We start from the raw sequence: 14,298 nt of genomic DNA, 5'->3' as shown, positions 1-14,298 counted from the left end.
GGCCGACGACCCGTCCAACCCGCTGGTGACCTTCTACGACGACGCGAGCGGCGAGCGCGTCGAGCTGTCCGCGCGGACGTTCGACAACTGGGTGGCCAAGACGGCGAACTTCCTCGTCGACGGTCTCGCCGCCGAACCGGGGACGCGGGCCGTCCTCGTCCTGCCGCCGCACTGGCAGACCCCGGTCTGGCTGATGGCCTGCTGGTCCGCCGGGCTGCTGGTGGAGCCGCTCGACCCGGACGCCTTCCGTGGACGCGGCGCGACCGGTCCGAACAGAACCGGGCCGAACGGGGTCGAACCAGTAGGAGCCGCCGAACCGTACATCCTGGCGGCCGCGCAGGAGGTGCTGGACGACGTGCTCACCGACGAGGGACTGACGGGCGGGGCCGAGGAGATCGTCGGGCTGTCGCTGCACGCGCTGGGCGGGCCGCTCGCCGACTGCCCGCCGGGCGTGACCGACTACGCCGCGGAGGTCCGCACCTACGGCGACCGGTTCGTCCCGGGGCCCGAAGTGACGCCCGAGACGCCCGCGATGAGTGTGACAAACGCCACACTGACCGGCGCGGAGCTGGTCACGGCCGGCCGCGCGGCGGCCGAGAAGTGGGAGCTGGACGCGCGCGACCGGCTTCTGGTTGGCATGCCGTTCGCCACACTCGACGGGGTACTGACCGGCTTGCTGGCACCACTAATCTCGGGTGCTTCCGTCATAATCCAACGAAACTTCGACAAAGCCGCACTAGATCGTCGGGTCACCGTGGAGCATGTGACGGTGGTGGCCGGTCTGCCCGGATGGAATGACGAATCGGGGCACCCGCGCCGGCTGACCTGACTACGCTCGCCTTGCCCTCGTCCAGCCACACGACCCCTGAAAGCGGGCCTGCCTCTGCTGGGGCGACCACCCCGGACCCCAGCCCTAGACCCGGATCTCGGAGCCGATGAACAGCAACCCGATGTACATGGAGTACGTCGACGACGCCGACCCGCACCCGGCGCCTCGACGCGGCTGGCGCATCCTCGGATGGGTGTGCATCGGGCTGTCGGTGGTCATGGTGCTCGGCTCCCTCACGACCTACGGGCTGTACCGCCAGGCGTTCGGGAACATCTCGCACGAGGACGTCAACGCCCAGCTCGGCCCCGACCGGCCGAAGAAGCTGAACGAGGCGATGAACATCCTGCTGCTCGGGTCCGACACCCGCGCCGGGGGCAACGCCAAGTACGGCCGCCAGATGAAGAACGAGCCGCCCCGCTCGGACACGATGATCCTGCTGCACCTGTCCCCCGGCGGCGGCCAGGCGATGGCGATCAGCTTCCCCCGCGACCTGATGGTCCCGATGCCGTCCTGCAAGAAGCGGGACGGCTCGGTGGTGCCGGCCCAGCCCCGCGCCCAGATCAACTCGGCGTTCACCAACGGCGGCGCGGCCTGCGTCATGAAGACGATCGAGAGCCTGTCCAACGTCCGCATCGACCACTTCATGCAGGTCGACTTCAACGGGTTCAAGTCCATCACGAGCGCCGTCGGCGGCGTCCCGGTGTGCCTGCCGAAGGCCGTCAACGACCCCCAGTCCAAGCTCAACCTGAGCGCGGGCAAGCACAACATCAAGGGCGAGCAGGCGCTGGCGTACGTGCGCGTCCGGCACGGGCTCGGCGACGGCTCCGACCTCGACCGCATCAAGCGCCAGCAGAAGTTCATGGGGGCGCTCGCCAACAAGGCGCTGAGCGCGGGCACGCTCAGCAATCCCAAGAAGCTCGTCGACCTGATGAACGCGGTGACCAAGTCGCTCACCACCGACGAGGAGCTGACGCCGCAGGTCATGATGGACATCGCCCGGGAGATGCAGGGCATGTCGTCGGGCAAGCTGCGCTTCGTCACCGTCCCGTCCGGTCCCGACCCGCAGGACCCGAACCGCGTCGCGCTCAGCGAGTCCGCACAGCCCTTCTTCGCCGCCGTCCGCAACGACAAGACGGTGCCGAAGGAGCCCAAGCCGGGCAGCCGGCCGAAGGTCCAGCCGAGCCAGGTGCGGGTGCGGGTCTTCAACGGCAGCGGCATCGACGGCCAGGCGAGCCGCGTCGCCGAGGACCTGGAGTCGCAGGGCTTCCAGGTTTCGGTCGGCGGGAACGCGCCCTCCACCACCTCGACCACCAAGGTCATGTACGGTTCCGGTGCGGACCAGGGAGCGCAGACGCTGGCCGGGATGATTCCGAGCAAGCCGAAGCCCGCTCCGCGCAGCGGCGGAACACCCGGTGTCGTGGACCTCGTCGTCGGCGGCGACTGGACGAACCTGAAGAGCGCCGGCGGCGGCATCCCCAAGCAGCAGGGCGAGATCCGCGCCAACGATGACATCTGCAAGGAGACCTAAGACCGGGGCAGCGTATGACCTACACCACGAGGCCTTCCGGGGCCGGCACGGCGCCGCGCGCCGATCAGCCGCTCTCCATGGACCCGACGGCGGCGGTTCCGGAGGCGCCCTCGGTGGGTGCGGTCGGCACGGGAGGGGCCGCCGGCGCCGCGGCCACCGGCGCCGCGGAGGCGCCGCCGCCGCGCAAGCAGCGCGACCCGTTCTTCGACAACGCCAAGTACTTCGCGATCCTCCTGGTGGTGGTCGGCCACTCCCTGGCCTACCTGCAGGACGTCCCGCTCGCGCAGGGGCTGTACCTGTTCATCTACATGTTCCACATGCCGCTGTTCGTTCTGATCACCGGCTACTTCTCGCGGAACTGGACGTTCTCCGCCGGCAAGGCGCGCAGGCTCATCACCACCGTCGGCGTGCCGTACGTGGTGTTCGAGACCGCCTACTCGCTGTACCACTGGCTCGCAGGCGGCAACAAGCTCGAGATCAGCCTGCTGAGCCCGTACTACCTGACGTGGTTCCTGTGCGCGCTCTTCCTGTGGCGGCTGTCCACCCCGGTCTGGCAGCAGATCCGCTGGCCGCTCGCGGTCGCGATCGGGATCGCGCTGCTGGCGTACATGAGCGACCTCGGCGACACGTTCGACATCCACCGGGTGCTCGGCCTGCTGCCGTTCTACGTCCTCGGCCTCACGCTGAGGCCGGAGCACTTCGAGCTGCTGAAGAAGCCCGTCCTGCGCCCGATCGGGGCGGTGGTACTCCTCGCCGGGGTGGGCGGCGCGTTCTTCGTCATGGACCGGATGTCGCGGGGCTGGATCTACTGGAAGCACCCGCATGAGGCGTTCAACGTCGGCAACTTCTCCGGCTCGCTCATGCGGATGGCCATGTTCGCCTGCGCGGCCGTGCTCGTCGCCGCGTTCCTGACCCAGATCCCGCGCAAGCGCTACTGGTTCACGGGGCTGGGCGCGGCCACGCTGTACGCCTACCTGCTCCACGGGTTCCTCACCCGGACGATGAACTTCACCGACGGGTGGAGCATGGACTGGATGCACACGGTGCCCGGCATCCTCATCGTGATCGTCATCGCGATGACGATCGGAACGCTCCTGTGCACCAAGTGGGTCGTACGGACGATGAGCTGGGCGCTGGAGCCCAAGATGACGTGGGTGTTCACGCCCCTGCGCCGGCCGAACCGGAAGGGCTAGCAGGCCGAACTCGCACATCTGGCAACATCTCCCCCCATCAGGGACTAGAGTCGCCCATGCCTCTCAGGTGAACGTTTGTCACGCACTAAGCGAATCTTCGGAGAGATGACCGACACTTACCCCCCGTCGCGCCCGTCCCCGTCCGGAACCCTCCCGGGCTCGGGCACGCGGGCCGCCACCGCCCCCGACGTCACCCTCCCGGACGTCAACGGCGGCATGGTGCCGGGCAGCACCGCATCGGGCAGCACCGCACCGGAAGGCACCGCGCGGGACGGCGCGACGCGAGACGGGCGGCCCGGAGGCGGGCGGGCGGCGGCACCGCGGCAGCGCGACGCCTTCTTCGACAACGCCAAGTTCTTCACGGCCGCGCTCGTCGTCGTGGGGCACGTCTGGGCCGAGTTCGGGGACAGCAACGCGGCGAAGGCGGCCTACGTCGTCCTGTACAGCTTCCACATGCCGGTCTTCGTCTTCATCGCCGGCTACTTCTCCCGCGGGTTCATGCGCTCGACGGACAAGTTCCGCAGCATTTTCCCCACGCTGATCGTCCCCTATGTAATTTTTATCCTGCTATATCGGGCGCAGCTCATCCTCATCAATGATGTCGATTTCAAGGTGAGTGAGCTCTTCCGACCACATTTCCTGATGTGGTTTCTGGTCGCCATGGTCTTCTGGCGGCTGAGCGTCCCGCTGTGGGGCCACCTCCGCTACCCCGTCCTGACCTCGGTGGCGCTGAGCCTCGTCGCCGGGTCCTGGGCGTTCACCGCCGACTCGACGCTCAGCCGCACGGCCGGGCTGCTGCCGCTCTTCGTGCTGGGCCTGACGATCGAGCCCAGGCACATCCAGTGGCTCCGCCGCTCCTGGGCCCGCTGGGCGGGCCTCGCCGTGCTGGTCATCGCCCTGCCCGTCGCCTACGTCTGGGAGAAGGGCACGGTCATCCCGGACATCCACCGCAGTTTCATCCTCTGGAACAAGGGTTATGACGACATGGGGTACGGAGCCCTGGAGGGGTCGGGCTACCGCCTTCTCGCGCTCGCGTTCGCCGTGTTCCTGGGGGCCGCGTTCCTCGCGGTGATCCCGCGTGAGACGAGCTGGTACACGCGGATGGGGACGCGTTCCATGTACGTGTACCTGCTCCATGGGCTCATCGTGAAGACGTTCGACTACACCGGCGTACTGGCCGAGCCGGTCCTGCACACACCGCTCGGCCTGGTGTGCGTCACCCTGGCGGCGGTCGCGCTCGGCGTGGTCCTCGCCACCGCGCCTGTCCAGCGCCTGACGCACCGGGCGGTCGAGCCCAAGGCCAAGTGGCTGCTCAAGCCCACGCATGGCAGGACATAAGATTTACCTACCACTTGCGGGTATAGTCCAGATTCACCGAGTAGCTGATTGGCCCACGTGTGAGCAGTGAAAACGACATCTCCTTGAGCGTCATCGTGCCCGTGCACAAAGTGCAGGGGTACATCCGGCAGTGCCTGGATTCCATCCTCGATCCCGACCTCCCCAACCTCGAGGTCATCGCGGTCGACGACCATTCACCGGACGGCTGCGGGGAGATCCTCGACGAGTTCGCCGAGCGCGACTCGCGGGTGCGGGTGCGCCACCTCGAGGAGAACGTCGGGCTCGGCCACGCCCGCAACATCGGCCTCGACATGGCGACCGGCGACTACGTGTGGTTCTTCGACAGCGACGACTACGCGACCGAGGGCGCCGTCCGGGCCATCGTGGAGCGGCTGGAGGAGACCCGGCCCGACGTGCTGGTCTTCGACTACGCGCGCGCCTACTGGAACGGCCGGGTCAAGCGCAGCATCATCAACCACCTGTTCCGCGAGCCGCCCGCGCCGGACGTGTTCACGCTCGAGGAGCGCCCGAGCGTCCTCGAGATGATGATGACGGCGTGGAACAAGGCGATCCGCCGGGAGTTCCTGCTCGACCTCGGGCTGCGGTTCAGCGGCGGCTTCTACGAGGACCTCAACGTCACCTACCCGATCCTCATGGCCGCCGAGCGGCTGAGCCTGCTGGACCGGGTCTGCTACATCTACCGGCAGCGCCGCCGCGGGGCGATCACCAGGACGACCGGCGCCAAGCACTTCGACGCGTTCGCGCAGTACGACCGCATCTTCGAGTTCATGGACGGGATGGGCCCCAAGGCCGACCCGTTCCGCTCGCTGATGTTCGACCGGACGATCTGGCACCTGCTCGTGATCATCGAGCGCGGCGACCGCGTCCACGAGGCGGACAACGAGCGGTTCTTCGCCGAGATGTCCAAGACGTACAACAGGTACGAGCCCGAGGGGCACGTCCCGCCGGCGCCGGAGGACAAGCCGTTCCTCGCCGACAAGCACCGGATGATCAAGGCGAACGACTACCGGGGCTACCAGCGGGTGCACGCCCAGGACACCAAGCACAAGGCGCGCCGGAGGGGCCGCAAGATCACCCGTGCCGGCCGGCGCGGCGTGCGGATGTCGAAGGACCTCGCGAAGGAGCGTCCCTACTACCGGATGCAGCGGCAGCGGCCGATCGACGAGAACCTGGCCGTGTTCGCGGCCTACTGGTGCCGCGGCTACGCCTGCAACCCGGCGGCCATCTACGAGAAGGTCCGGGAGCTGGCGCCGCACATCCGCCCGGTCTGGGTGGTGAAGCGGGGCGGGCGCAAGACCATGCCGGAGGGCGTGGAGTACGTCGTCTTCGGGTCCGCCGAGTACTACCGGACGATCGCCCGCGCGAAGTACTTCGTCAACAACGTCAACTTCCCCGACGAGTACGTGAAGCGGCCGGGGCAGGTGCACATGATGACCCAGCACGGCACCCCGCTGAAGAAGATGGGCCTCGACCAGATGGACTTCCCGGTCGGCGCCAAGGACATGGACTTCAAGGCCCTCATCGCCCGATCGGACCGCTGGGACTACCTCGTCTCGTCCAACCCGCTGTCGACCGAGGCGTGGGAGCGCGGGTTCCCGTGCAAGTACGAGATGCTGGAGATCGGCTACCCCCGCAACGACCGCCTGGTGACCGCGGGCGAGGACGAGCGGGAGCGGCTGCGCGCCGAGCTGGGCGTCCCCGCCGGGTCGACCGCGATCCTGTACGCCCCGACGCACCGCGACTACCAGCGCCGCTACACCCCGATGTTCGACATCGGCCGGGTCATGGAGCAGCTCGGCGAGAACCACGTGCTGCTGCTGCGGGCGCACTACTACTACAAGATCGCGAACATGGCGGCGGACATGGGCTGGCCGGAGGGCCGGGTCATCGACGTCTCCAAGCACCCCTCGGTCGAGGACGTCGCGATCGCCTCGGACGCGCTCCTCACCGACTACTCGTCGATCATGTTCGACTACGCCAACCTCGAGAAGCCGATCGTGATCTATGCCAACGACTGGGAGACCTACAAGCTCACCCGCGGCGTCAACTTCGACCTGATGGCGACCCCGCCCGGCGTCGTCGCCTCGACCGAGGCCGAGCTGGTCGACGCGTTCGTCTCGCGGTCGCCGTGGGGCGACGCCGCCGCCAAGGACCTCGCGAACTTCAAGGCCCGGTTCTGCCCGTGGGACGATGGACACGCGGCCGAGCGCGCCGTCCGCCGGATGTTCCTCGGCGAAAAGGTCTCGAACCCGCCGCAGTAGGCGCAAGACAGGCCACGCGGCGCCCCGCCGCGCAGTAACATCCGCCCAGACGCTCCGGTGCTCCCCCGCCGTGCCCGCCCCCTCGGGTGCACGCCGCTGCGCAGTATTGCCGTCCCCCACGACCCGGCACAGGCGCCGGGCCGCCGAGTGCTCGAAGGAGTGGTCGCTTGCCCTCCCCCCGGATCAGCGTCATCGTGCTCGCCCACGGAGCCGGGGAGACACTGCCCGGCACTCTGGAGTCGCTCGCGGCCCAGACGCACACGCATCTGGACGTGCTCGTCATGGACGACGGCACCGGCGCGACCGCGGAGACCGTCGTCCCCGACGACCGGTTCCGGGTCATCCGGAAGGGGGCGCTGAGCCGGGGCGCGGCGCGCAACCTGGGCGTCGACGAGAGCGACGGCGACTTCCTGCTGTTCGCCGACGGCGGCGCCGAGTTCCCGGCGGACGCGGTGGCGACGCTGGCGGCGGCGCTGCGGGAGTCCGGGTCGGACGTCGCGCTCGGCCGCGCGGCCGTCCGCAGGTGGACGGGCCAGGTGGCGCGGTGGCGTCCGGTCAAGCCGGCCGCCGAACCGGTCACCGGAACGGACCTGGGCCGCACGCCGGAGCTGATCGAGGACCGCAAGGTGTCCGGGAAGCTGTTCCGGCGCTCGTTCTGGACGGCGAACGAGCTGGAGTTCCCCGACCTCGGCCGCTACGACGACCTGCCCCTGGTGGTCCAGGCCCTGCACCGGGCCGCGGCGGTCGACGTACTCGCGGACGTGGTGCTGCACCGCCAGAGCGACCTGTTCGAGCCGACGACGGAGGCGCAGGAGATCGCGGACGGGTTCGGCGCCGTCACGCTCGCCACGTCCTGGCTGGAGGAGGAGGGGCACGCCAAGTCCCGGCACCAGCTCCAGCTCATGGCCGTCAACGACGAGCTGCGGGTGTTCCTGGACGCCCTGCCGGACATCCCCGCCGAGGAGCGCGACCAGGTGGTCGCGCAGGCCGCCGCGTACGCGTCGGGAATCCCCGCGAAGCTGCTCGCCGGCACGAAGGCGCTGACCCGGCTGAAGTGGCACCTCGCCACCACCGGCCACACGACCGAGCTGGTGAAGGTCGTCCGGTACCAGCGGGGGAAGGCGCAGCCGTCGATCGTCCGCGACCCGCTGCGCCGGTACGTCGTCTACCCGTACTGGAAGGACTCCTCGCTCGACATCCCGCGCGACATCTACCGGGCGCGCGACGAGGTCAGGATGCGCGGGCGCGTCCACACCGTGAGCTGGGAGGGCGACAGGCTCACCGTCACCGGTGAGGCGTACATCAACTCGGTCAGCATGCGGCGCCGCTGGACGTCGGTGAAGACGATCACGCTCCGGTCCGGCAAGCGGAAGATCGTCGCGAAGGCCAGGCAGACCCCGAAACCCGGTAAGAAGTCCGGCTGGTCGGGGTTCGAGTTCACCTTCGACGTGCGGCGGCTCCGCGACCACGGCGCCTGGGCCGAGGGCGACTGGGACGTCCAGGCGTCGGTGTTCAACGCGGGCGTGTTCCGGCAGGGCGCGCTGCGGGGCGGCAGCTCCGGCACCGGCGCCCACCCGCCGTACCACTACGTCGCCGACGACGTGCGCGTCGTCCCGCGGATCGAGGAAGGCCACCTCGTCATCAAGGTCGAGAAGGTCGGCGTGAAGGCGACCGCCCTGCGGTGGAAGGGCGACGCGCTCGTCATCGAGCTGAAGGCCGCGGGCGAGGCGCCCGACGAGCTGGTCCTGACGCTGGGCGACGACCACGTCACCGTCCCGGTCACCGAGTCCGAGGGCCGCCTCACCGCCCGCGTCGACCCGCAGGCGCTCGAGGGGTCCCCGATGCCGCCGGACCAGATCGACGACACCCGCGACTGGACGGTCGACGCCGGCGGGCGTCCGCTGGTGCTCGCGGAGGGCATCGACGACATCGAGCGGGCCTTCGGTCCCCTGGAGGTCACCGCGGGCCGCGGCCCGAGCGGCTACCTGCGCGTCCGGCGCACCACGACCCGGCTGGTCGTCGGCGACTGCACCTGGCGGCCGGAGGGCGCACTGGCGCTGACCGCGACGCACAGCGCCCACACCGGCGGGCAGATCGTCCTGCGCGGGCGGGGCCGCCGCAAGGAGTACGCCTTCGACCTCGTCACCGACGCGTCCTCCGGCGTGCTGCGCGCGGAGATCCCGGTGGCGGCCATGCCGGGCGTCGCGGGCGTGCTGCCGCTGCGTCCGGGCCGCTGGGACGTGCTGTTCCGTCCCCCCGGGGAGCGGGCGCTGACCGTCCGCCTGTCCGAGCCCGCGCACAAGAACCTCCCCGAGCCGCTGGAGGTGGCGCGGCGCGGCTACGCGCTGGAAGGGCGCGACGGGCGGCTGGTCGTGTCGGTGACCGGCGACGTCTCCGCGGAGGAGAAGAACGCCTGGAAGAAGCACCGCGAGGAGGCACGCCGCCGCGTCGACCGCGACGGGCTGCGCGACACCGTCCTGTTCTCCTGCTTCAGCGGCCGGCAGTACTCCGACAGCCCCAAGTCGATCCACCAGGAGCTGCTGCGCCGCGGCTCCGGCCTGGAGCAGCTCTGGGTCGTCAACGACGCGCAGGTGGAGCTGCCGAGCACGCTGAAGCCCGTCCGGCTGAACGGCAAGGAGTGGAACGAGGCGCTCGCCACGTCCCGCTACATCGTGACGAACCACCGTCTCGGCGACGACTTCCAGCGGCACCCGGACCAGATCGTCCTGCAGACGTGGCACGGCACCCCGCTGAAGAAGATCGGCAAGGACATCAAGGAGGTGCACTTCGCCTACACGCCCGGCATGAAGAAGGCGCTGCAGGCGAAGTCCACCGGGCCCGTCGTCCCCGAGTGGAGCCACCTGCTGTCGCCCAACCCGTTCAGCACGGAGATCTTCCGTCGCGCGTTCGGGTTCAAGGGCGAGATGCTGGAGGTCGGCTACCCCCGCAACGACCTGATGCACAGCCCGGAGGCGGACGCGGTCGCCAAGCGGGTCAAGGAGCGGCTCGGCATCCCCGAGGGCAAGCGCGTCGTGCTGTACGCGCCGACCTGGCGCGACGACCAGTACTACAGCCGCGGCCGCTACAAGTTCGACATGCGCCTCGACCTGGAGCGCGCCCGCCAGGCACTCGGCGACGACCACGTCCTCCTGATCCGCCTGCACACCAACGTCGTGGACGGCGTGACCGAGGACGAGCACGGCTTCGTCCGGGACGTGTCCCTCTACCCCGACATCACCGAGCTGTACCTGATCTCCGACATGATGATCAGCGACTACTCGTCGGTGATGTTCGACTTCGCCAACACCGGCCGTCCCATGCTGTTCTTCACCTACGACCTGGCCGACTACCGCGACCGCCTGCGCGGCTTCTACTTCGACTTCGAGGCGGAATCCCCGGGACCGCTGGTCGAGACGTCCGACGACCTGATCGACGCCATCCGCGACGTCGACTCGGTCACAGCGGGCCACACGGCCCGCTACAAGGACTTCGTAGCCCGCTTCTGCCCCCTCGACGACGGCCACGCCGCCGCCCGCACCGTGGACCGTGTCTTCGGAACGGACGACTGAGACCATTGGGGCCGGTTCGGCGGTCGTGCACCGCGGGGCCATTGGTAGGCTTCGCGCCTGCATATGGGATTTTTTGGGGGAAGGCACGGGCCTTGGACGCGGTGGCGAACCATTTCAGGGTCGGCGTTGACGACGACCTGGTGATCCGGTGGTCGACGCCCTTACCGGACGGTGAGCTGGTCATCCTGCGGCACCGCGCGTCCGGTGAGACGCGCGAGGAGCCCGTCCGCGGCGACCGCACGTCGCTCACCCTCCCGCTGGACGGGATCGCCACGGGCAGGTGGGACGTGCTGACCGGGGCGGGCGGCGCCTACGGCCGAAGTAGCGACCGTCCGCTGCTGACCGACGACCCCGGGTTCTCCTACGACGAGGCCCGCACTTATGCGGGCATCCGCCGCGACCGGGCCGTGCGCGTCGTCCGCTCCCCGGAGGGGCAGGTCTCGCTCCGCGTCCGGAAGGTGTCCCCGCACGCCGAGGTGGAAGCGGTGTACCCGGGCGACGGCGAGATCAGGGTGACGGGACGCCTCGCTTACACGGGCCCGCGCCCGGGGCAGGACGCACGGCTCGTCGCAGTCGCCCGCGACACGCGCGACACCCTGACGCGGGACCTCAGGCTCGACGGGATGGAGTTCCAGGTCTGCCTGCCCGTGGAGGTGTTCGCCGCCGAGGAGCCCGCGCTCTGGGACCTCTGGCTCGACGTGGCCGACGTGCACGCCCGCCTCGCGACCCGGCTGGACGACGCGCCCGGCAAGCGCGGCAAGGTGTCCTTCCCGCGGCAGACCACCGAGGCGGGCGGTCGGCAGATGTCGGTGCGGCCGTACTACACGCTGAAGGACGAACTGTCGGTCGCCGCCCACCTCCTCAACGGGGAGGCCGCGTGAAGATCACGTTCATGCTGCTGGACGCCTCCGCCATCGACGGCACCGTGCGCAGCACGTTCACCCTCGCCGGCGAACTGGCCCGCCGCCACGACGTCGAGATCGTCAGCGTGCTGCGGAACGCGGACCTGCCCGCCTTCCCGCTGCCGGACCGTGTCCGGCTGCGCTCCCTGGTCGACCTGCGGCCGGGCGCGAAGGTGCCGTGGCCGAACACCGCCCGCGCGGAGCGGCTCATGGCCGAACCGTCCGCGATGGTGCACCCGGAGGAGCGCAGCTACACCAAGTTCTCCGCCTGGACCGACGTGCGGATCACCCGCTTCCTGCAGCGGCTCCGCACCGACGTGCTGGTCGCCACCCGCGCCGGGCTCAACATCGCGGCGGCGCGGTTCACCCCGCGCCGGGTCGTCGTGGTCGGCCAGGAGCATCTCCAGTTCGGCATCCACGAGCCCGGGATCCTGGCCGAGATCGAGAAGTGGTACCCGCGCCTGGACGCCCTCACCTGCCTGACGGTCGCCGACCGCGAGGACTACGAGGCCGGGTTCCCGGACGGGACGTGCCCCGTCTACACGATCGGAAACGGCCTCCCGAGCGGGGTGTATCCGCGGTCCCGGCAGGAGAACAAGGTCGTCGTGGCCGCCGGGCGCATGGTGTGGATCAAGGGGTACGACCTGCTGCTCCGCGCGTTCACGAAGGTCGTGGAGAAGCACCCGGAGTGGCAGCTGCGGATCTACGGCCGGGGAGTGCGGCGCGAGCAGCTGCTCCGCCAGGCCACCCGGCTCGGGCTGTACAACAACGTCCTGCTCATGGAGCCCACCGACGACATGGAGGGAGAGCTGGCCAAGGCGTCCATCCTGGCGATGTCGTCGCGCGCCGAGCCGTTCGGCATGACGATCATCGAGGCGTTCGCGTGCGGGCTGCCGGTCGTCGGCTTCGACTGCCCGCGCGGCCCCCGCGAGATCATCAGCAACGGCCACGACGGGCTGCTCGTCCCGCCGGAGGACCCCGACGCGTTCGCCGAGACGCTGATCCGGCTGATCGACGACGAGAGGCTGCGGCACCAGATGGCCCGTAACGCCCGCGCCACGGCGGAGAAGTACGACATCACGGTCGTGGCCGGCCAGTGGGAGAAGATGCTCGCCCAGCTGCGCGCCGCGCCCCGCCGGAAGTCGGGGCGCTAGCCCGGCTGGTCAGGACGGTTCCAGGACGTCTTCCGGTTCCGTGTGCGCTTCCGGCTCGGCGGGTTCCGGGGTGTGGCGGCGCGATGGCGGGAGGACGCCGAGAGCCAGCGCCACGCAGGCGAAGGGGACGGCGGGCAGGACGTAGCGGTAGTCGAAGTCGGCCGTCGCGGCGGGGATGACCAGCAGCGCCAGGCTCGTCCCCCACGGCAGCAGGGCACCGGTCGCCCAGTGCCGGACGGGCCGCATCGGCCGCCACCGGCCGCGCACCCGGACATGCAGGAACGCTCCCCCGAGCCCGCCGAGCAGCAGAAGGCCGAGGATCGTGCCCGGCATGACGACATGGTCCTGGTAGGCGAGCATCCATCCGCTCCACGGATCGACGACCCGCGTCTCGCCCCCGCCCCCCGGGTCGTATCTCGCCGCGAGCCGCTTCTGCTCGTCGCTCCACTCCTCGCCCTCGGGGAACTCGTACTGCAACCACGTCCACGGCGTCGGGTACGGCTCGCGCTCCCACTCGAACGCCCGGAACGTGTCGCGGACGACCACCCGCGCGTAGTCGCCGGGCTGCGCCTTGATGGCCTCCCGCGAGAACTCGCCCGAGAGCGAGCTTGCCTGCTCGCTGTAGATCCAGCCGGGGATGTCCCGGAACGGGGAATCCTCCGTCCACATGGAGGCGAACGCCGGTGAGACCCGCGAGTCGGTGTGCTCGGGACACATCACGGCGAGTTCGGGCCGCGGCTCGATGACCCGGCAGTCGGCGAAGTCCGCCGTGCGCCCGTACAGCCAGATCTCGTTGGCCATGGCCAGCTTGAACTCGCCGTACACGTACTGGAACGCCAGCATGTACCCGGCGACCGGGAGGACGAACACCGCCGCCGCGCTGACACAGGCACGCCGGCCCGCCCTCCGCAGCAGCATCGCGACCAGGAGCACCGCGATCAAGGGCAGCCCGGTCGACCTGGTCAACGCGGCGCCCGCCGCGAACAGCCCCGCCAGCGCCCCCAGCCACCAGGTCATCCGCTGCCGCCACAGAACGGCCGCGACCGCCGCGAGCAGCAGGAACGTGAACAGCGCGTCCGACATGAGCATGTGCTCAAGGGCGATCTGATGCACCGGGATCAGCACCGGGACCGCCAGCACCGCCCCGAGCACCCCGGGCACCCAGACACGCCGCCCGTCCGGCCAGACCGCCCGGGCGGCACGCCACACCAGCACGTACACCAGCACACCGGTCAGGACGCCGATGAGATGCTGCACCGACACCATGAGCGTGAAGCTGTGGAACGGCTTGATCAGCCACAGCAGGACCGAGTATCCGGACGGACGCGTCCTGCCCGGCCGCCCCTCGATCGCCGCCTCCAGGTACTCGGGCGAGTCCCCGAACCACATCGGCGCCGGATACCCGAGCACGGCCACGACCCGGATCAGGATCGCCGGGACGAGCACGACGGCCAAGGGCAGATGAATCAGCACAGGTCGGGCGCGCACCAGCAAAAACTACCC

General features: G+C 69.8%; 9 protein-coding genes. 8 read left to right on the top strand and 1 reads right to left on the bottom strand.

Features of this window, described 5'->3' with window-relative positions:
* The 8 genes from E1281_RS03060 to E1281_RS03025 all read left to right on the top strand — a co-directional run.
* Nucleotides 1–829 (top strand): TIGR03089 family protein (locus E1281_RS03060; RefSeq protein ID WP_131875565.1); only part of this gene is annotated, 829 nt, incomplete at its 5' end.
* 106 nt (nt 830–935) lie between these two features.
* A complete protein-coding gene (locus E1281_RS03055) occupies nt 936–2,357 on the top strand; it encodes an LCP family protein (RefSeq protein WP_131875564.1) in 1,422 nt (473 codons plus the stop codon).
* Between the two features lie 14 nt (nt 2,358–2,371).
* Nucleotides 2,372–3,550 carry an acyltransferase family protein gene (locus E1281_RS03050; RefSeq protein WP_243716521.1) on the top strand — a complete coding sequence of 393 codons (1,179 nt, stop codon included), beginning with the start codon at nt 2,372–2,374 and terminating at the stop codon, nt 3,548–3,550.
* Between the two features lie 105 nt (nt 3,551–3,655).
* On the top strand, nt 3,656–4,888 hold the full coding sequence (locus E1281_RS03045) for an acyltransferase family protein (RefSeq protein WP_131875563.1): 1,233 nt from the start codon (nt 3,656–3,658) through the stop codon (nt 4,886–4,888).
* A 59-nt stretch (nt 4,889–4,947) separates the two neighbouring features.
* Nucleotides 4,948–7,170: a bifunctional glycosyltransferase family 2 protein/CDP-glycerol:glycerophosphate glycerophosphotransferase gene (locus E1281_RS03040; RefSeq protein ID WP_207943072.1), complete on the top strand. Its 2,223-nt coding sequence runs from the start codon at nt 4,948–4,950 to the stop codon at nt 7,168–7,170.
* Nucleotides 7,171–7,337: 167 nt separating this feature from the next.
* Nucleotides 7,338–10,739: a CDP-glycerol:glycerophosphate glycerophosphotransferase gene (locus tag E1281_RS03035; protein ID WP_165958763.1), complete on the top strand. Its 3,402-nt coding sequence runs from the start codon at nt 7,338–7,340 to the stop codon at nt 10,737–10,739.
* Between the two features lie 92 nt (nt 10,740–10,831).
* Complete coding sequence (locus E1281_RS03030) at nt 10,832–11,620, top strand: hypothetical protein (RefSeq protein WP_131875561.1); 789 nt, start codon at nt 10,832–10,834, stop codon at nt 11,618–11,620.
* Nucleotides 11,617–12,795: a glycosyltransferase family 4 protein gene (locus tag E1281_RS03025; RefSeq protein WP_131875560.1), complete on the top strand. Its 1,179-nt coding sequence runs from the start codon at nt 11,617–11,619 to the stop codon at nt 12,793–12,795. Before E1281_RS03030 ends, E1281_RS03025 begins: the two co-directional genes overlap by 4 nt.
* Before the next feature lie 9 nt (nt 12,796–12,804).
* On the opposite strand, the gene E1281_RS03020 is transcribed toward E1281_RS03025, so the two are convergent.
* Nucleotides 12,805–14,283 carry a hypothetical protein gene (locus E1281_RS03020; RefSeq protein WP_131875559.1) on the bottom strand — a complete coding sequence of 493 codons (1,479 nt, stop codon included), beginning with the start codon at nt 14,281–14,283 and terminating at the stop codon, nt 12,805–12,807.
* Between the last annotated feature and the right edge of the window lie 15 nt (nt 14,284–14,298).

Origin of the sequence: Actinomadura sp. KC345 (genome assembly GCF_004348515.1) — a bacterium.
Lineage (GTDB): Bacteria > Actinomycetota > Actinomycetes > Streptosporangiales > Streptosporangiaceae > Spirillospora.
The sequence above is the reverse complement of the archived record's forward strand: the minus strand, read 5'-3'. Positions and strand labels throughout refer to the sequence as shown.

What these genes read in the sequence shown, in the direction of transcription:
- E1281_RS03055 (WP_131875564.1), top strand. Translation starts at nt 936, where the DNA reads ATGAACAGCAACCCGATGTACATGGAGTACGTCGACGACGCCGACCCG.
- E1281_RS03050 (WP_243716521.1), top strand. Translation starts at nt 2,372, where the DNA reads ATGACCTACACCACGAGGCCTTCCGGGGCCGGCACGGCGCCGCGCGCC.
- E1281_RS03045 (WP_131875563.1), top strand. Translation starts at nt 3,656, where the DNA reads ATGACCGACACTTACCCCCCGTCGCGCCCGTCCCCGTCCGGAACCCTC.